This is a genomic window from Aquirufa sp. TARAVU-A1A (assembly GCF_054558675.1).
The window spans coordinates 37,731-57,870 of record NZ_JBPXKP010000004.1; the positions used below are offsets into that span (position 1 = coordinate 37,731).

The 20,140-nt window shown below is 40.6% G+C and carries 16 protein-coding genes; 12 read left to right on the forward strand and 4 right to left on the reverse strand.

Going from position 1 to position 20,140, the window contains the following annotated elements; all coding sequences use genetic code 11:
• Positions 1-68: 68 nt before the first annotated feature.
• On the forward strand, positions 69-1,313 hold the full coding sequence (locus V7S75_RS06495; RefSeq protein WP_459512399.1) for an ABC transporter permease: 1,245 nt from the start codon (positions 69-71) through the stop codon (positions 1,311-1,313).
• Between the two features lie 55 nt (positions 1,314-1,368).
• Here V7S75_RS06495 and mdh read toward each other — a convergent pair whose 3' ends face one another.
• A complete protein-coding gene (gene mdh / locus V7S75_RS06500) occupies positions 1,369-2,304 on the reverse strand; it encodes a malate dehydrogenase (protein ID WP_459512401.1) in 936 nt (311 codons plus the stop codon).
• Between the two features lie 155 nt (positions 2,305-2,459).
• On the opposite strand from mdh, the gene V7S75_RS06505 reads away from it, so the two are divergent.
• From V7S75_RS06505 to V7S75_RS06555, 11 genes are all read left to right on the forward strand, one after another.
• Positions 2,460-2,885, forward strand: a complete 426-nt coding sequence (locus tag V7S75_RS06505; protein ID WP_459512402.1) for a YkvA family protein — start codon at positions 2,460-2,462, stop codon at positions 2,883-2,885.
• A 62-nt stretch (positions 2,886-2,947) separates the two neighbouring features.
• Positions 2,948-3,154, forward strand: a complete 207-nt coding sequence (locus V7S75_RS06510) for a Sec-independent protein translocase subunit TatA/TatB (RefSeq protein ID WP_315575355.1) — start codon at positions 2,948-2,950, stop codon at positions 3,152-3,154.
• 79 nt (positions 3,155-3,233) lie between these two features.
• The gene (gene gatA, locus V7S75_RS06515; protein WP_459512404.1) at positions 3,234-4,637 is read left to right on the forward strand and encodes an Asp-tRNA(Asn)/Glu-tRNA(Gln) amidotransferase subunit GatA; all 1,404 of its coding nucleotides are present in this window, start codon (positions 3,234-3,236) and stop codon (positions 4,635-4,637) included.
• Between the two features lie 3 nt (positions 4,638-4,640).
• A complete protein-coding gene (locus tag V7S75_RS06520; protein WP_459512406.1) occupies positions 4,641-6,083 on the forward strand; it encodes a lytic transglycosylase domain-containing protein in 1,443 nt (480 codons plus the stop codon).
• Between the two features lies 1 nt (position 6,084).
• Entirely contained in the window at positions 6,085-6,672 is a 588-nt protein-coding gene (gene ruvA, locus V7S75_RS06525) for a Holliday junction branch migration protein RuvA (protein ID WP_377976256.1), read from the forward strand.
• Positions 6,673-6,693: 21 nt separating this feature from the next.
• Positions 6,694-13,818, forward strand: coding sequence for a T9SS outer membrane translocon Sov/SprA (gene sov, locus V7S75_RS06530; RefSeq protein ID WP_459512409.1), 7,125 nt, complete (start codon positions 6,694-6,696; stop codon positions 13,816-13,818).
• Positions 13,819-13,884: 66 nt separating this feature from the next.
• The gene (gcvH, locus tag V7S75_RS06535; protein ID WP_459512411.1) at positions 13,885-14,265 is read left to right on the forward strand and encodes a glycine cleavage system protein GcvH; all 381 of its coding nucleotides are present in this window, start codon (positions 13,885-13,887) and stop codon (positions 14,263-14,265) included.
• A gap of 46 nt (positions 14,266-14,311) precedes the next feature.
• On the forward strand, positions 14,312-15,601 hold the full coding sequence (locus tag V7S75_RS06540; RefSeq protein WP_459512412.1) for a dihydroorotase: 1,290 nt from the start codon (positions 14,312-14,314) through the stop codon (positions 15,599-15,601).
• Complete coding sequence (locus V7S75_RS06545) at positions 15,598-16,116, forward strand: hypothetical protein (protein ID WP_459512414.1); 519 nt, start codon at positions 15,598-15,600, stop codon at positions 16,114-16,116. Before V7S75_RS06540 ends, V7S75_RS06545 begins: the two co-directional genes overlap by 4 nt.
• Positions 16,117-16,118: 2 nt before the next feature.
• Positions 16,119-16,658 (forward strand): DUF4199 domain-containing protein, encoded by a 540-nt coding sequence (locus V7S75_RS06550; RefSeq protein ID WP_459512415.1) that lies wholly within the window; start codon positions 16,119-16,121, stop codon positions 16,656-16,658.
• Between the two features lie 2 nt (positions 16,659-16,660).
• Entirely contained in the window at positions 16,661-17,356 is a 696-nt protein-coding gene (locus V7S75_RS06555; RefSeq protein WP_459512417.1) for an ABC transporter permease, read from the forward strand.
• On the opposite strand, the gene V7S75_RS06560 is transcribed toward V7S75_RS06555, so the two are convergent.
• Genes V7S75_RS06560 through V7S75_RS06570 form a run of 3 tightly spaced genes read right to left on the reverse strand, consistent with a single transcriptional unit; the run spans position 17,353 to position 20,140 of the window.
• Complete coding sequence (locus V7S75_RS06560) at positions 17,353-17,955, reverse strand: ABC transporter ATP-binding protein (protein ID WP_459512419.1); 603 nt, start codon at positions 17,953-17,955, stop codon at positions 17,353-17,355. The two genes, V7S75_RS06555 and V7S75_RS06560, sit on opposite strands and share 4 nt — an antisense overlap.
• A gap of 9 nt (positions 17,956-17,964) precedes the next feature.
• Positions 17,965-18,735: an acyl-ACP--UDP-N-acetylglucosamine O-acyltransferase gene (lpxA, locus tag V7S75_RS06565; RefSeq protein ID WP_459512421.1), complete on the reverse strand. Its 771-nt coding sequence runs from the start codon at positions 18,733-18,735 to the stop codon at positions 17,965-17,967.
• Positions 18,736-18,745: 10 nt separating this feature from the next.
• Positions 18,746-20,140 (reverse strand): bifunctional UDP-3-O-[3-hydroxymyristoyl] N-acetylglucosamine deacetylase/3-hydroxyacyl-ACP dehydratase, encoded by a 1,395-nt coding sequence (locus V7S75_RS06570; RefSeq protein ID WP_459512423.1) that lies wholly within the window; start codon positions 20,138-20,140, stop codon positions 18,746-18,748.

Genomic DNA, 20,140 nt, shown 5'->3' on the forward strand with positions numbered 1-20,140 from the left:
GAGCAATTCATCCGAATGAACGAATTCCTTTCGTTATTAATTGTAAATTTGAATTCAAACTGAAATCTATGTTCTTTTTACGTCAAGTTTACGAGAGTTTTTTGTTTGCCTATCAGGCATTGCGGTCGAATGTGATGCGTACGACTTTGTCGCTTTTGGGCGTAAGTGTAGGTATTTTTGCTATTGTAGCGGTATTTACGGCGGTAGATTCTTTGAATAATAAGATTCGGAAAGAGATTGATTCCTTTGCGGGTTCTGGCGTTTTGTATGTAGGAAAATGGCCTTGGTTGATGCAGAATAATTATCCTTGGTGGAAATATTTGAATCGGCCGGAGATGAAATACACGGAATTTAAATACCTAAAAGAGCATTTAGAGAACGCGGAAGCTATCGCGATTATGGACGGCGGTCGGACGGCGAATGTCTCCCGAGGAAGTAATAGCATCGATGCCAATATGACTGGAGCTTCGTATGAATATAATCAAATCACGAGTACTCCGATTCAGGATGGGCGTTATTTTCTTCCAATAGAATCCGACAATGGTTTATTTGTTTGCATCATAGGAGCGCGTGTGGCAGAGACTTTGGTAGAAGGACGATCCGCAGTAGGAGAGATTATTAAGGTAAATGGAATTAAGTTTTTAGTGATTGGCGTGATTGAGAAGAAAGGGGAGGATATGTTGAATTTTGGTGGAACGCCGGATGAAAAGGTGATTATTCCATACACAACTTTTGCGGCTGTATTCCAAAAAGATAAACCCGCACCCGATATTGCGGTAAAAGCATTTAAGTCGGACGAGGGTCAAGCTGCTCTCGAAGGCGAGATTACAGGAATGATGCGTAGTCTACGATCTATTAAGCCGAAACAAGAAGATAATTTCTCTGTTAATCGCTTGGATGGATTGCAAGCCTTTTTTGATGGGATTTTTGTGGCATTGAATATCGCGGGAGCACTTATTGCCGGGTTTTCTTTGTTGGTAGGTGGCTTTGGAATCGCCAACATTATGTTTGTGTCCGTGAAGGAGCGAACCAATATCATTGGAATTCAAAAGTCCTTGGGTGCTAAGAATTACGTGATTTTGTATCAGTTCTTGTTTGAGGCGGTGTTTTTGAGTTTGATCGGTGGTGTCGTTGGGATAGGTTTGGTTGTACTTATTACGCTTATTCCACAGGAGGCCCTGCCTTTGACTTTATCCGCATCTAATATATTCAAAGGGCTGTTTATCTCGAGTTTTATTGGGGTGTTGTCGGGAATCATTCCCGCCTGGGTCGCCGCGAAGATGGATCCGGTAACGGCAATTCGATCGAAATAAAAAAAAGCCACCCGTTAGTTGACGGGTGGCTTTTTAAATGTTTGATAATCCGATATTAGATAGACAATGTCGCTAATACGGAATTCATATTACGAACAGCTTCCGCAGATTTGTTGAAAGCTGCTTGCTCGTCTTCTGTTAATTTGTAATCAACGATTTTCTCCCAACCATTCTTGCCTAAAACGACAGGAACGCCTAAGCAGATATCTGATTGACCGTATTCTCCGTCAAGTGATACACAGCAAGACATGATTTTTTTCTCGTCGCGAACGATTGCCTCAACTAAAGCAGCACCTGCAGCACCAGGAGCATACCAAGCAGAAGTACCTAATAAGCCTGTTAAAGTTGCACCACCCACCATCGTGTCAGCAGCTACCTTGTCTAATGTTTCAGCATCTAAGAATTGGCTAACAGGAACACCGTTATAAGTTGCCAAACGCTTCAAAGGAATCATTGTTGTATCTCCGTGACCACCGATTACCGTTCCGTGGATATCATTGATTGAAACATCCATCGCTTTTGCTAAATAGCATTTGAAACGAGCTGAATCCAATGTACCACCCATACCGATGATGCGGTGCTTATCTAAACCAGCTACTGATTTCGCTAAGTATGTCATTGTATCCATTGGGTTAGAAATGATTACAATGATTGGGTTTTTAGAGAATTTTAAGATGTTTTCTACAACACTCTTCACGATACCCGCATTGACACCGATTAACTCTTCGCGTGTCATACCTGGCTTACGAGGAAGACCTGAAGTAATAACTACGACGTCTGAATTGGCAGTTTTTGAATAGTCGTTTGTTGATCCTACTAATTTGGTATCAAAACCTAACAAAGAGGCCGTTTGAAACATATCAAGGGTTTTACCTTCAGCAATACCTTCTTTGATATCTAATAATACTAATTCATCAGCTAATTCTTTTCTAGCGATGTTGTCAGCACAAGTTGCACCTACGGCACCTGCTCCTACTACGGTGATTTTCATTGTTTTTATTTTTAGGAATGATTATACTAAAATCGCTGCAAAAATAAGACATAATCATCAAATTTCGACGTTCTTTTTAAAATCAATATTATTCAAGGATAGACCCGATTTGATTTTAGCAGCATTTTAGTATATTTAAGGATTAATTAGTGAATATGGGAACAGAGAAAAGTTTTATCGATCGGATTATTTCCTCGCATTATTTTCAGCAGGCCATGGAAAAAGCGGAAGCGGTTTTCATGAAGGATAAGTTAGGTTTATTGGGTTTACTCCAAAAAGCACTAGTAAAGGTTCAGGAAATAGCGGCAACAAGTAATATATCGGTTGTAAAGCTCCTTAATCATTATATTGTGTTGTTTAGTGAATTAATTAAAGCATATGTTGCAGGTACGTACAAGAAATTGCCTGCAATTACGTTAGTTAAAATAGTGGCAGTATTGATTTACTTTATATCGCCCTTTGATTTCATTCCCGACGTGTTGCCTTTTGTGGGATTTACAGATGATTTAGCCGTTGTTTTATGGGTAGGGAAGTCGATTAAAAATGAACTTGATGAATTTGAAAAACATGTGAATGTTTAACGCCTGAATAAGGATTATTAACGACTATTGAATATATTTACAAAATTAAAAATTAGACTACAATGAACATCTCAAGTATATTATTGTTTTTAAATGGTTTAGGTGGCGGTGAATTATTATTAATTGGCTTAGCGATCTTATTGTTTTTTGGAGGTAAGAAATTACCTGAATTGATGCGTGGACTTGGAAAAGGAATTCGTGAGTTCCAAGACGCGAAGAATGAAGTAAAAGATCAGATCAACAAAGAATTAGACGAAACGAAGAAATAGTCTTCCCGTTTATTGTTTTCAATGCATAGTTGGCATAAGCCAACTATGCTTTTGTGTTTAAAAAGAATCCCCTTATTTGATGAATTTAGTTCCTGTTGCCTACTCGGAAATACGTCGAGATTTATTGGCTGGCAAGCGTACATGCGTGGAAATTGTGCAAGGTCATTTAGATCGAATAGATGCTTATAATGCTAAATTGAACGCATTTTTGACGGTTTATGACCAAGAGGCATTAGCGCGTGCGGCAGAAATTGATGTTAAAATCAAACAGGGTACAGCAGGTTCTTTAGCGGGAATGGTTGTTGGGATTAAAGATTTACTCTGCTATGCAGATCACCCAAGTCAGGCGGGTAGTCAAATATTAAATGGCTTTCAATCTACATTTTCGGCTACAGCTGTTCAACGACTTTTAGATGCAGATGCGATTATTATTGGTCGGCAAAATTGTGATGAATTTGGGATGGGATCTACGAATGAGAATTCGTCATTTGGGCCCGTATTGAATTTTGCGAATACAGCTCACGTAGCAGGAGGTAGTTCTGGTGGTTCTGCTGTGGCAGTTCAAGCTGGAATGTGCCAGGTTTCCTTAGGGACTGATACAGGTGGTTCGATTCGTATGCCAGCTGCATTTTGTGGCGTAATGGGCTTAAAGCCGACTTATGGTCGCGTTTCTCGCTGGGGTTTAATTGCTTATGCCTCATCATTTGATACGATTGGACCCATGGCACATCATCTGGAAGATTTGGCCCTTGTGTTAAAGACCATTGAGGGGAAAGATGGATACGATAGTACCGTGGTGGATGATTTTGATACGTCATATGCATCCAAGAAAAAAGTTGCTTACATCAAAGAAATCGTTGAGCATCCAAGTTTGCAACCAGAGATCCGTGATGCATTTTTTGCGCATGTGGAGACATTGAAGTCGGCGGGTTATGAAGTTGTTTCGGTAGATTTTGCATATATCGAGCAATTATTGCCAACGTATTATGTATTGACGACTGCTGAAGCAAGTTCCAATTTGGCTCGATTTGATGGGGTCAAATTTGGTCATCGCACGGCAGATGCCAAAGATTTAATGGAGCTTTATAAAAAGACGCGGGATGAGGCATTTGGTGAGGAAGTGAAGCGAAGAATTATGTTAGGGACTTTTGTGTTGAGTGCCGACTATTACGATGCTTATTATACGAAAGCCCAACAAGTAAGACGCCTTATTCAGGAGCGTACGTTAGCGATTTTAGCAGATGTAGATTTTATTATTTCGCCGACTACTTCGTCTACAGCCTATAAAATGGGTGAAAAGACGTTGGATCCGCTTCAAATGTATTTAGGTGATTTGTTCACGGTTCAGGCAAATATTACGGGATTACCAGCTTTGTCCATTCCGATGGGTGAGGATACGCAAGGTTTGCCTATGGGATTTCAAGTTACGGGAAAGGCGTATGATGAGCAGGGCTTAATAGAATTTGCAAATTTATTTCAATAGAAGATGTACTATCGTTTGTGTTTTGTGCTAATGCTGCTTTTTGCTTTCCCTAGTTTGGGGCAGGTTACAGCTTCTATGCCGCCCACACAAGAAAATAGTGCTGGTAAGAATTACTTCCCTGCAGATGATTTAGCTGCGATTGATTCATTGGCTTTGGTCGAGCAAGGATTGCCTACGGCATTTATGATTGATCCTTCCATTGTTTCAAGCCGACTCAAAGAGCTTCAAAATCAAATCCCTTTAAATTATAATTTTCAAACACATCAGTTTGTTGAATATTTTGCTTTTCGGAAGGCAGAATTTACGCAACGGATGCTGGAGAAACGTGATTTGTATTTCCCATTATATGAGAAATATTTGAAGCAATATAATCTACCAGAAGAGCTTAAGTATTTATCATTAATTGAATCAGGTTTAGAACCTCGTGCCTTGAGTAATAAGGGAGCGGGAGGCTTATGGCAATTTATGCCCTACACGGCGAGAGGTGATTTTGGTCTACGTGTGGATGGAGTTGTGGATGAGCGATTTGATCCGGAAAAAGCAACTGAGGCTGCGTGTAAGTATTTGAAGCAATTATACCGTGTATTTGGCGATTGGCATTTAGCCTTAGCGGCTTATAATACAGGTCCTGGTAATGTGAAACGCGCGATTCGTAAATGTGGTAAGAGTGATTTCTGGGGTATTTATAATTGTTTACCCAAACAAACACGTGCTTATGTTCCGCAGTTTATTGCGATGGATTACATGATGAATTATCATTATGATCATGCCATTCATGCCGAAAAATGGGTTAAAAAGATTCCATTTGATACAATTCAAGTGAAAGGTTATTTGAATTTGAATCGATTGAAGCAATTTGCATCGATTCACGTAGATACCTTTCAATTTATAAATCCGCATCTAGTGGGAGCTACGATTCCTAATGATAATAAGACGGTTGTTGTACATATACCTCGTTCTCGTTTCACCTATTTCAATGCAAACCGACGTGCCATCTTAGATTCAGCTTCTTTTGTTAGTCAGAAGCAGTCGGATAGCTTGGCCGCATTATTTGTTGACAAATTAGTCAAGCGTCGGTATAAGGTTAAAAGAGGGCAATCACTTTATGATGTTGCTCGGATTTTGCAGGTAAGTGTTTTGGAATTAAAGCATCTGAATCGGCTAAAAACGAATCGAATCAAGCGAGGAAAACAATTGGTTTATTTTGCTCGAGTTCGAGAAAAGGTGATGCAAGCGGCTGTTGATTCAAGCGCAGATGTAGAAGAGCCCGTTGTTGTTAAAAAAGTAAAAAAGGCTAAAATACGTTACCATAAAGTACGGTCAGGAGATACGCTTTCGGACATTGCTGAACGCTATCAAGGTCTGACGGTTACGAAATTAAAGAAACTAAATCGAATGCGTGCCTCGACGACTTTACGTCCAGGTATGCGTTTACGAATATCATAACATGATCGCATATCTAAAAGGTAAATTAGCGCACAAAGATCGTACGCATGTCATCATCGATGTGCAAGGGGTAGGTTATGAGGTTAAAATCTCATTGCAAACCTACGATGCGCTGAAAGACGGCAACGAAAACGTCCAATTATTTACGCATCTTCAGATTAAAGAGGATTCACATACCTTGGTGGGTTTTCATTCCATGGATGAAAAATACCTGTTCTTGGATTTGGTGTCGGTATCGGGTGTCGGATTAAGTACGGCATTGGTTATGCTTTCTTCCTTTTCCTCGAGTGAGATTCGCTCGGCGATTATGAATGAAAACATCGGCTTGATTCAATCCATTAAAGGTATCGGATCTAAAACGGCCCAACGGGTTATCTTAGAATTAAAGGATAAATGTAAGAAAGATACCTTGTTTGTTGAGGCTGGTGCTGCATCGCATGATGCATCCTTTGGTGTTAAACAAGAAGCTTTAGCCGCATTAGTAACGCTAGGAATTCCGCGTGTTGCTGCGGAAAAGAATTTGGATCAATTGCTTAAAGCTAATCCTGATTCGAATGTTGAACAATTAATTAAACTCGCGTTACGTTAATTTATTTTTAACCCTTTTTGGATGTTTTTGCACCGTATTTTTCATAGAACCCTCCAGGTAGCTTTTACGAGCTTGATGGCGATTGGTGGTTCGTTGGAATTGTCGGCACAAGAAATAGATTCAACATTCAATGTTGAAAAAAGTGGTAGAAAACCACGTTATCAACTTAAGAAAACGAGTTCAATTACATCGAAGCAAAAATCACCTTTTGCGATTTATTCCATTCCGCAGGTTCAATCCACTACACGTATTTCCGGAGATAATGTTTTGCAGGAGCGTCGTTTAGGTGAATTTTCTTTGAGCCCTGTGCACAGCAAGAGTTTTGCGGATTATAGTCTCCAACAAAATAGTTTAGTGAATCGGAATTTTTGGAATGCTTATTCCAAAAGTTTGGATGGATCTAGCAGTGTTCAATCCCGTGGTTTATTCCCCAAAATAGAATTGCCCCCTGCCATCGATCGTATTTTTGGGGGTTCAGAAGTCACTTTTAAGCCGAATGGAAGTTTGTTATTGGATATTGGCTATCAAGGTCAATATGTGGATAATCCTGCAATACCGGTCCAATTGCGTTATGTGGGAAATTTGTTTTTCAATGAACAGGCGCAGATCAACTTTCAAGGAAAGATTGGGGATAAGTTGAATTTGAATGCCAACTTCGATACGAAGGCGAGTTTCAATTTCCAAAATCAATTAAAGTTGAATTGGAAGACGCAGGAAGAGGATATTTTACAAAATATTGAGGCGGGTAACACTTCATGGACCTTGAATTCGCAATTGATTCCCGGAGTTCAGAATTTATTTGGTTTAAAGACTTTATTGCGTTTTGGGAATTTGGATGTGACGGTTGTAGCAGCACAGCAGCGTTCTAAGCAAGATTGTATCACGATGAAAGGTGGTTCGCAAGGGCGTTCTTTCGAACTTCGGGCTGATCAATACGATGAAAACCGACATTTCTTTTTATCGACCTTTTTTCGAAACAATTACGAACGATCTTTACAAAATCTGCCTGTTATCACGAGTGGAATCACGATTACGCGTGTAGAGGTTTACGTAACGAATCGTACCCAAAGCACAGAAACTTTGCGTAATCTAGTTGCCTTGTCGGATTTAGGAGAATCCAACCCCTACAGTCGGGATAAGGCTGTAGTTCAACCTATTTTAGCAGGTCAAACGGTTGATAATAAAAACAATGGTTTGTACGCGAAATTAACAGCTGATGTGCAAATTCGTAAGTCGGATCAGGCCTCCTATCAATTGGAATCTGCTTATAATTTAGAACGCGGGACTGATTTTGATATGTTGAAAGGCGCCAAACGCCTGAACGAGCGTGAATTTAAATTCAATTCCCAGCTGGGTTATATATCCTTAGTTGCTCCACTTCGTAATGATGAGGTGCTAGCTGTTGCCTATGAATACACGTTTAACGGTCGGAAATATAAGGTAGGAGAGTTGACGGAAGATTACCAGGCCCGACAAGATAATGAGGTGTTGATTTTGAAGATGTTGAAGTCGTCCACGATTCGTAATCACCTGCAACATCCGATGTGGGATTTGATGATGAAGAACATCTATTCCTTGAATTCAAATGGATTGAATAAGCAGAATTTTCAATTGCGTTTGATCTACAAAGATGATGCGACGGGGATCGATAATTCGAATCTGATTGAAGGTGAGAAGGTAAAAGATATTCCTTTGGTGAAGGTTTTAGGATTAGATAAATTGAATTTTGCTGGGGATCCTCAGCCTGATGGAAATTTTGACTACATCGAGGATGTGACCATTGATTCAAAAAATGGTAAGATTATTTTTCCTGTCTTAGAGCCTTTTGGAGCGAGTTTAAAGAAACAATTTACGGCTTCGGAATCCAATTTAGTGGATAAGTATGTGTTTGATAAATTGTATCGTTTGACTCAGACAGATGCACTCCAACAAGCATCTAAGAATAAGTTTTTTATCAAGGGTAATTTTCAAGCGGGTGTAGGTGGGGACATTTCCTTGCCTTTTGGTGTTGAGCCGAAATCGGTGACAGTGTCAGCGGGTGGACAATCGTTGGTTGCTGGTTCAGATTACATTGTAGAGGGGCAATCAGGAAAAGTGAAGATTTTGAATGAGGGGGTATTCCAGTCGGGGAGAGAGCTCAAAGTTTGCTACGAAAAACCAGATTTGTTCACCAACCAGGTTCGTACCTTATTAGGTACGCGTTTGGATTATAATTTGGGTCAAGATGTGCATTTGGGGGCGACAATTCAAAGTATGAGCGAGACACCTCCTGCCTTTTTGCGTCGTGTGTCGATTGGGAATGAACCGGTCAATAATACCTTGATTGGTTTTGATGCCAGTGTTTTGAAGAAATCTAATGCATTGACTCGGATGATAGATGCATTGCCTATTATCTCGACGAAAGAAACTTCGGTGATTGATTTTCAGGGGGAGTTTGCCAAATTAATTCCGAATGTCAATGATCGTGTACAAGGGAATGCGTTTATCGATGATTTTGAGTCGGCACGTGTTGTATTTAACTTGAGTTCGCAACCCACTTTATGGCGTCCAGGCGCTACACCGAAAGATTATGTTGTTTCGAATCCTCGTGACTTAAGTTCAAACTTCCGTCGGGCGAAAATTTCTGCCTACAATGTAGATGCCAGTTTATATGGTACGGGAGGATTCGCCTTGGATGTTCCTGGATTAGATCCGGCGACAGTTAATACCTACGCTTATGAGCGTGTGGTTACCCCCAAGGGTTTATTTCCCAATAAGGATTTTGCGAATAACATAACCAATTTACCTGTGGGTGTTTTGGATGTGGCTTATTTTCCATCAGAACGTGGTATTTACAACTTTAATCCGAATCTGACGGCACAAGGATTATTACCTAATCCGAAAAATAATTTTGGTGCGATTACCCGAGCGATTACATCCGATACGGATTTTGATAATTCGAATGTAGAGCAAATTGAGTTTTGGTTGATGGATCCTTTTGTTTCGGGCGAATCAGGTAAAATTCGGGATGGGGTATTTAATAAGAACAATACAACGGGGGGTAAATTAATCTTTCATTTAGGGGATGTTTCGGAAGATTTTATTCCGGATGGCTTTTCTAATTTTGAAAATGGCATTCCAGCGGGTGAAAAAATTGTATCAGGCGTTTCACAAAACGTAGAGAAAACCCTTTGGGGTTTGGCACCCAAGCGTCAATTTGTCATCAATGCATTTGATAATCAGGGTGGTAGAAGCCAGCAAGATATTGGGTTGGATGGTTTGCCTAATCAGGTAAATGAAAATAGTTCGATTTCCGAATCGACCTATTTCGCTGAATATTTGGCTCAATCCAAGTCGCGTGTGACGGATGCGAAGGCGATTGCCTCGATTCAGGCTGACCCAGCCGCGGATGACTTTGTTCATTATTTGAGTAGTTCATTTAATTCAACGGGTAGTATCATCGAGCGATATAAGAATTACATGGGTATTGAAAATAATTCGCCTACGACGGATAATCCGAGTAATTCTAACGTCACCGAGGCCAATTCCATGATGCCGGATCGTGAGGATTTGAATAATGACAATACAGTGAATGAGGTGGAAGCCTATTTTCAATATGAGGTTGATTTGAAACCAGGAGGTTTAGCCGTAGGCCAAGGATTTGTGGTTGACAAGGTGAACGATGGGGGCGTGGATTGGTATTTATTCCGAATTCCGATTAAAGATAAACGTAATTATACGACTCCCGCGGGTGAAATTTCGAGTTTTAAATCCATACGTTTCTTCCGTATGTTGTTGAGTCAATTCCAAGATCCGGTTGTTTTGCGTTTTGCACAATTGCAGTTATCGGGATATTCATATCGGAAGTTTATTGGAAATTTAGATCAGCGAAATGGCCAAGAAATTCCGGAAACCTACGATGCGAAGTTCCGTATTTCATCGGTTAATATTGAGGAAAATGGACCTGCGAGCAAAGGAGCCAATACGATTCCGTATGTTGTGCCCCCTGGATTTGTCCGTGATCAGGATGTAACGACGATTAATAACGCACGTTTGAATGAGCAATCCATGAGTTTATGTGTGGATAATTTACGTCCAGGCGATGCGCGTGGGGTATTTAAGAATTCATCATTTGACTTTATCAATTACAAGCGTCTTCGCATGTTTGTTTCGATGCAAAGTCCTGATCAAGTAGATGGTCAGGTATCCGCATTCTTGAGAATCGGAACGGATTTAACGGATAATTATTACGAAGTAGAACAAACGGGTTTACGTCAAACGCAAAAAGGCCAAAGTCTAGATATCGAGATTTGGCCACAAGACAATGAATTTGATGTTGAATTCGAGTTATTGAAGCAGGCGAAAATTGAGCGTGACCGACAAGGGAAGTCATTGAATGAGCGATTTACGTTGAATATGGTTTCGTCAACGGGTAAGACTTATCGTGTGACGGTAATGGGCCGACCAGATCAAAGTGCTTCGATGGTCTTGATGATTGGTGTTCGGAATACAGCCAAAGATGGGCAAAACAAATCCTTCTGTGTTTGGGTAAATGAGTTAAGGGCGTCAGGTTTTGATCAAACTTCAGGTGCTGCAGCCTTAGGTAAGATGGGAATTAAGTTGGCCGATTTAGGTCAAATAACCATGAATGGTAGTTTCCGGAATTATGGATTTGGTGGTGTGCAATCCAAGATTTCCGATCGTTCGCGGGATAATACGAAGGAATATGGCATTACGGCCAACTTGAATTTAGATAAATTCTTACCTCAGAAATGGGGCTTTAAGATTCCGTTCTATGTGTCGTATGATCGTAGGAATGTGGCGCCGCAATTTGATCCATTGGATCCCGATATTTTCTTAGCGGATGCCATCAGTAAATTTTCGACCCAGGCGAAGCGTGCGGATTATTTAAAATTAGTGGAAGACAATACGGAGCGACAAGGCTTTAATTTTACCAATGTTCGTAAGATTCGTTCCTCTTTGGCAAAGCATGCCTATGTTTGGGACTTATCTAATTTTACGTTTAGTTATGCGTATTCGGAGATGATTCGGACGAATACGTTGACGGAGACATACCGACAATTAAGTCAGCGAGGAAGTATTTTGTATAGCTATACCTCCTCTGCGAGTTTCTGGGAGCCATTTGCGAAAATGTCCTCTACTACTCAGTGGCTTGCGCTTTTGCGTGATTTGAATTTGAATATTATTCCTTCTTCGATTACGGTTCGTGCGGAGATGGATCGGAGTTTTGTGAAGACTCAATTGCGGAATCAGCAATTGACAACGGAAGGTGTAGCACCACAATTTGAGAAATATTGGTTCTTTAATAGGCAGTATGCGTTGAACTGGAATCTGACGAAGAGCATGATTGTCAATTATTCAGCGAATGTGAAGTCGATTATCGATGAGCCTTTTGGTGATTTGGATACGCAAGCCAAACGTGATTCTGTCATGTTTAATATTCGAGCTTTGGGTAGGGCGAAGGAGTTCGACCAACAAGCCGGATTGGTTTGGCGATTGCCATTACAGAAATTGCCTTTAACGGATTGGATGAATGCGGATTATACGCATCGCATTGGGTATAATTATTTTGCTAATTCGTTTAATATCAAGGATTCCTTGGATATTCCTTTTGGTAACATTATTAAGAATACGCGGGAACGTTCAATCAATGGGAAGGTGGATTTTGTCTCTTTATATAATCGTATTCGTGCCTTGCGTTGGGTGAATTCAAGTAATCCAACAACGAAAGATGTGGCACGAAATCCTGGGGATGATGAGGATATTATTATTGCGCCAAAGAATGCGTTGAAGTCGGTCGCTCGTTTGTTGCTCACGCTTCGTGGTATTCAAGTGAATTATTCCATGAATGAATCAACGACTTTGCCAGGATTTAATCCTTCGCCAGGTCGATTGGGTATGAATGGAAATTGGGGGGCACCTGGATTGGATTTTGTGAGTGGTGGACAAAGTGATCAGATTCGTTTTACTGCCGCGGAGAATGGTTGGTTGTCTAAGAGTATCGTTCAAAATGTTCCATTTACGCAGTTGCGCCAACAAAAATTCAGTTATTCAACGCAGTTGGAGCCTACGAAAGATTTACGCATTCAGGTTGAGGGAAATTATAACAAAGGCGATAATTATCAAGAGTTTTTCCGTCCCACGGAAATAGGAGGGCCATTTAAGAGTCAGAGTCCATTGCGTTCGGGGAATTATTCGATGTCGTTTTTGTCCTTTATGACAGCGTTTAAGGATCCTGCGGTCGTATTTGAGGAATTCCGTTCGAATCGCGAGGTCTTGATGGCTAGATTAAATCGGACGAAGGTTGCGGAGGGGATGTATAATAAGAACTCGCAAGATGTGTTGATTCCTTCGTTCTTTGCCGCTTATTCAGGTGTTTCTGCGAATGATGTGAAGTATTCGCCTTTCTATGATATTCCGTTGCCCAACTGGAAAGTAGATTATAATGGCTTGAATTTATTCCCGGGTATTACGAAGAAATTCAGTTCGTTTACCATTACGCATATGTATTCGAGTACGTATAGTGTGGGGAATTTTGTGTCATCTTTGGAATATGGGCAGCTAGCGAATGACTTCCAAAACCTGACCTTGAATAGTCTTTTGTATCCTTTATCATCACGCTTTGATCCAGAAACACATACGTTGATACCGGTTTATGTGATGAGTACGATTTCGTTCACGGAGCGTTTCTCTCCGTTGATCGGTGTAAATGCGATTACGAAGAGTCGGGTTTCATTACGATTCGAATACAACCAGGATCGTTCGGTTGGTTTGAATTTAGCGAATTCGCAGGTAGCTGAGGTGGCCAATAAAGATTTAACCTTTGCGGTTGGGTTTACAAAAGCCAATATGTTGATTCCATTCAAGATCAATGGTCGGTCGGTACGTTTACCAAACGACTTACGCTTCAACATGAATTTAACGATTCGAGATACGCGAACATTACAGCGTAAATTAGATGCTGAGACCGTTGTGACGCAGGGCTTTGTGAATTTCCAATTTAGGCCACAGATTAGTTATTCGGTGAGTGATAAATTATCAGTTACCGCATATTTTGATAAAATGATGAATAACCCTTTGGTTTCCAATTCATTCTACCGTTCGACGGTGGCAGGTGGTTTTCAGATCCGATATAGTTTAGAATAATTCCGGTAAAATTTTTGCAATCAAGCCTGAATTTAATGACCTTTGCAAGCAAAAAAATACGAACATATGAATTTCCCAGCAGATTTAAAGTATACGAAAGAACACGAGTGGATTAAGATTGAGGGTGATGTAGCGATTGTAGGTATTACGGATTTCGCACAAAGTGAATTAGGTGATATTATCTTTGTTGAGGTGGAAACGGTAGGGAAGACCATCGCGCAAGATGCTGTGTTTGGAACAGTAGAGGCTGTGAAAACGGTATCGGATTTGTTCTTACCGGTAGCAGGAGAAATTATTGAATTTAATACGAATTTAAATAACAGCCCTGAGTTAGTTAACTCGGATCCATTTGGTGAAGGTTGGGTTGTGAAAATGAAACCAAGTGATTTGGGCGACATTGATCAATTGATGGATGTAACGACCTATCAAGCATTTGTTGGACATTGATTTTTAAAACCCTGATTTCAGGGTTTTTTTTTAGCTTATATCAAACATGCGGATTTTATTTAAATCAGTTTTAGTATCAGACTCTCGCTCAAGCTTTGCTGGGAAGACGATGGATTTGTTGGCAGAAAATGGTCTATGGATTCAGATCGCTTCATCCATTGAAGAAAATGCTGATGTCGTCATTGCGGGAAATCAATTGCATTTGAGTCCTTCTGTTGTCGATCTACGTGTACACAACACCTTACCTGGTGGTGAACATCGGGAAGATTGGGATAGTTTAGGAAAAGCGGCCCTGAAAGGAGGCGTGTTGGATATGTTGTTGTTGCCTACGGGTTCGCCGGTGCCCCAACAAGCTGATGCGATTCGGTTTATCAGCCAAAAATCAGATGCCATTTCTTTTTATCCCATGGCTCCTTTGAGTGTGGATAATAAAGGGGAGAATTTTACTGATTTATTTGATTTACATCGTGCTGGGGCGACATGGTTTGGCCATGGTGCGGGTTCTTTGCAAGCTGTGGATTTGATGTCTAAAAGCCTTCAATACATGCAAACCTTGCCTGTGACGATTGTTAGTCGGCCGGACACGGAGGCCTTATCCCTCTATGGTCAGATTCACGAAGGATTACAAAGCACCTTATTAGGCTTAAAAGGAATCCCCGTTTTAAGTGAAAGTATGAGCATCCAACGAGATTTGGATTTGTTACGTTATGTGCGTGCGAATGCCTTTGGTTTAGCGCATGCTGATTTTCGACTGCATTTTTCTTGTATCTCGACTGCTGCGGGAGTTGATTTGATTCAAGCCGCCAAGTCGGAAGGATTACCCGTAACGGCTGATGTGGCTGTACACCAACTGATTTATACAGAAGATGCCATAGCTGATTTTGATACGAATAAGAAGGTATTTCCTCCTTTCCGAGCGAACTCTGATTTGGAGGCTTTGTGGAAGGGCTTAGCTGCAGGTAGCATTGATGCGGTGGTTTCGGATCACCAGCCGGTAGAATTTGAATCAAAAGCCTTGGAATTTGATCATGCAGATTTTGGGACGATTGGACTTGAAACCTTGTTAGTCGCTTTTGTAGATGCAGCAGAAAAGCGTGGTTTGACGAATTACCTAGATTATGTTACACGTAAGCCGGCAACTTTATTAGGAATTCAATTGCCCGTTATCGAGGAGGGTTCTTCTGTGAAAGTAGTTCTGTTTGAGCGAGGAGTTCAGCATGTTTACCAAGAAAGCAATATTGTGGGAAAATCGAAGAATTCTTGTTTCCTTGGGGAGACATTTTCAACACAGATTAGCCATGTGATTAAAGGAGATCAAATTTTGTATCAACGATGAGTGAGTTAAAAGGTATTTGGCCCCGATTGATCGGTGTGAGTTTAGTATGCGTGTTATTGATGGGCGTTTATTGTTATGCATTAACTGTTAATGGCATTATTCCATTGGCTGGTAAAAAGGCGCCGTCTTTTGTTATCGTTTTATTGGCTCAAGTATATTTGGCTAAAAACTGGGTAGGGGCCAACCGTGGCGCTTCGGTTCACTTTTTGAAATTATTCCTGTATCAATATATTTTTGTAGTGATAACTGCATTGATTGGTGCCTTCGCTCTTTATTATTTTTATGAATCTGCGTCAGGTTTGGATGTACTTCAAGATTACATTCGAATTAGCGTGAATGAATTAGGTCAATATAAGGATGTGATCATTAAGCAGGAGGGGAAGGAGTATTATTTCCAACTGATGCAAGGTATTCAAGGTATCAATGCATTTAGCATTGCGCGTGATGAATTTAGCCAAAAGTTGTTTCTTGCATTTTTACCAAATTTGTTAATTTCACTTTATTACAAACAATAAATATGGAAACGAATACATCATCTAAAAGTTTGATTCTTATTAAATGGGGCATTATTGGTGGCTTGATTAGCTTTCTCGTATCCGTTGTTTCGCAGTATTCGGGTTTGGCAGAGGACTTTTCGGAAACATTAGGTTGGGTTTCTTTTTTGGTAACCTTTGTAGTGAATGTTACGGTGTTGTTTTTGGCTTTAAAAGAGGTAAGAGAGCAACAAGGCGGATATTTAACTTATGGAGAGGGCTTAGGAAGTTCAACTTTGTTGGGTGCTATCTGGGGACTTGTTGCAGGTGGATTTAACTACATTTACATCAATTTTATTGATAATGCTGTAATTCAAAAGCAAATGGATTTAGCGCGCCAGCGGCTGGAAGATCAAGGCATGTCGGAAAGTCAGATTCAAGATGCGGAAAAGATTACGAATATGATGCTAGGTCCAGGTGTTCAGTTTGTTATGGTTGTTGTAGCCACCACATTCTTTCTATTTGTTTTAGGTCTTATCGTTTCAGGAATTATGAAGCGTGAAAAACCGATGTTTGACGAATAAGCATGCTAGCAATCATCCGAAAAGAGTTAAGTCATTTCTTTAGTTCCTTTTTGGGATTAGGTATTATGACGGCTTTTTATGTCTTGATGGGGATTTATTTGTGGTGGTTGGATGGCAACATCCTCGATTATGGATTTGCTGAAATGCAGGTTTTCTTTGATTTAAGCCCCTGGTTTTTTCTGTTTTTTATTCCTACTATTTGCATGCGCTCTTTTGCGGAAGAGTTTGAAATGCGCACGTTTGATTTATTAAGAACCTTACCGGTTTCCATGAACTCTATCGTGTTCGGTAAATTATTGGGGACTTTTATGCTCGTAATGGTCATATTAATTCCCACAGGTATTTTCGTCTATTCGATTGGCCAACTCGGCAGTCCTGAGGGGAATTATGATGCTTCTTTGATAATTGGTGCTTACACGGCATTAATAATGCTTTGTGCGGTGTTTATCTGTTTGTCAACTTTAGCTTCTGTGCTAGTCTCTAAGCAATCCTTGGCCTTTGTCCTCGGTTTAGTCTTTAATTTCGCTTGTTGGCAAGGCCTACAGGAAATTCCTGCGATGGAAACCTGGTCGGTGTATGCACATTACCAACAAATGAGCAAGGGTGTCATCGATGGCAGTAGTGTCCTATATTTCGTGGGAATATGCTCTGTTTTAATCGGATTAATTCGCCTGCGATTGGATTTGAAATTCGCTTAAACCTTGTAGTCGGCAATGGCGAGTTGATCCGTACACAAATTAATTTCTGCTTGTTCATTGGAAGCGATAAGAATTAACTTATGCCTTTGGCTTTCTAAAGCCTTGTAAAACCAGTTTTTTGCTGTTTCATCCAAATTGGAAGTTGGCTCATCTAAACAAAGAATGGGACGATCAGCAGCTAAAGCAATTCCCAACTTAACTTTTTGGCGCATTCCGGACGAGAAGTTCTTAATGTATTTCGTTTCGGAGGGTTTGAGGTCGATGAAGGATGTGAAAGTATTAAAATCCCATCGAGTTGAAAGAAAATCAATTTGAATCAGGAAGTTTAATAATTCGGGAAGGGTAAATTCTTCGATTAGTTCGGAATAGGGGGCAGCAAAGCTGATTTGTTTGTTGACATCTTCCGTTATCCCTTCAAATTCAACCTTTCCTTTATTCGGTAGGCTATATTGGGCAAGGGTCTTTAGGAGGGTAGATTTCCCTGCACCATTTTGACCTATAATTGCATAGGATTTTCCGGATTCAAACGTGTAGTTTAACGCTTTGAAGACCCATTCTTGACGGAATTTCTTGTGAATACCTGTGGCAATGATCTTCATGGGAGCGTTTTATCCTTTCATGATTCCACGTTCCGAGTTGCGAATAAAATCAACGATTTCGTCGCGGTAAGCAGATTGAGGAATGTTGGATTCGATTTGATTCAAGGCCTCTTGGTTGTTCAAACCTTTTAGATATACGTAACGATAGATATCTTGAATTTCAGCAACTTGAGCATCATTAAATTCGCGACGGCGTAATCCTACAGAATTGATACCTGCATAGCTAAGCGGTTCCCGACCAGCCTTTGTGAAAGGAGGGACGTCCTTGCGAACTAATGAACCACCGGAAATCATGACGTGGCGGCCAATTGATGCAAATTGATGTATCGCAGATGAACCTCCGATAATCGCAAAATCGCCGACGGTCACGTGTCCAGCCATTTGAACGGAATTCGCTAAAATACAATTATCACCAATGATGCAATCGTGCGCCACATGGACATAAGCCATGATTAAGCAGTTTTTGCCAATAACCGTTTTTTGTTTGTCGGACGTACCCCGATTAATCGTAGCACATTCGCGAATGGTTGTGTTGTCACCAATTTCTGCAGTTGTGATTTCTCCACCGAATTTTAAATCTTGTGGAACAGCTGAGATAACTGCACCTGGGAAGATGCGTACATTTTTACCGATTCTTGCACCGGGAAAAATGGTTACATTGGAACCGATCCAGGTACCTTCGCCTATTTCTACATCTTCATGAATGACAGAGAAAGGGTCAATGCTGACATTGGCAGCAATTTTGGCATTAGGATGTATTACAGAAAGTGGTTGACTCATGATCAAATACCTAAGATTTTCTAACTAAACTAGCCGTCATTTCAGCTTCACAAACTACTTGTCCGGCTACATAGGCCTTTCCAATCATCTTGGCAATACCCCGACGAATTGGCGCAGTTAATTCACATTTAAAAATAACGGTATCCCCTGGAATGACACTTTTACGGAAGCGGCAGTTTTCGATGCCCACTAAGTACGGCCAATAATTCTCAGGATCAGGAACAGAACTTAAAACGAGAATACCACCCGTTTGAGCCATCGCTTCTACCTGCATAACGCCAGGCATAACGGGGTTGTTCGGGAAGTGGCCCATGAAATAATTCTCATTCATGGTTACGTTTTTAACCCCAACTACGCTGTTATCGTCCAGGTAAATGATTTTATCAATCATTTGGAACGGATAACGGTGTGGTAATAATTCGTAAATCCGTTCGTGTGAACAGATAGGAGGTTGTTTGGGGTCGTAAACTGGGACGTTATTTTTCTCTGTCTCCAACATCAATTTCTTGATTTTTTTAGCCAATTCCACATTCGAAGCATGACCTGGGCGAGATGCCAAAATCTGTGCTTTGATTGGTCGGCCAACTAATGCCAAATCCCCCATCACATCCAACAATTTATGGCGAGCCATTTCATTGTTGAAATGAAGATTCGTATTATTTAAGATACCTACTTCCTTGGAAATGGATACTTTCGGTTTACCTAATACTTCAGATAAATGTGCTAATTCCGTTTCAGAATAGTCTTTATCAGCAATCACGATGGCATTATTTAAATCACCCCCTTTGATCAATCCTGCTTTATATAAAGCTTCTAATTCATGTACGAAACAGAAAGTCCGACACATGGAGAAATCTTTCTCAAATTGAGACACATGACTTAAGTTGGCATGTTGGCTCGACAAGAATTTCGAGTTATAATCCACCATCACGGCGATACGGTAATCATTTAGCGGCAAAGCAGCTAATTCAATTCCTTTGTCTAAGTCCTTGAAACGAACCTCTTCGGTTAATTCAAAGAATTTACGATGCGCTTCTTGTTCGATAGGTTCAGCATCTTTCAAGGCTTCCACGAATTTGATAGAAGAACCATCCATGATAGGAGGCTCAGGTCCATCTAATTGGATAAGAATATTATCGATTTCAAGACCTACTAAAGCTGCTAAAACGTGTTCAACGGTATTGATTCGAGCCCCATTGTGCTCGATCGTTGTTCCGCGTGAGGTATCTACGACATAGTCAACGTCCGCATCTGCGATCGGTTGGCCCGGTAAATCTACACGCTGAAATTTAATTCCGTGATTGGCTGCAGCGGGTAAAAAAGTCATATTGGCTATAACGCCCGTGTGCAAACCGACTCCGGAAAGCGTGACAGATTTTGAAATCGTATGTTGCTTATTATTCAT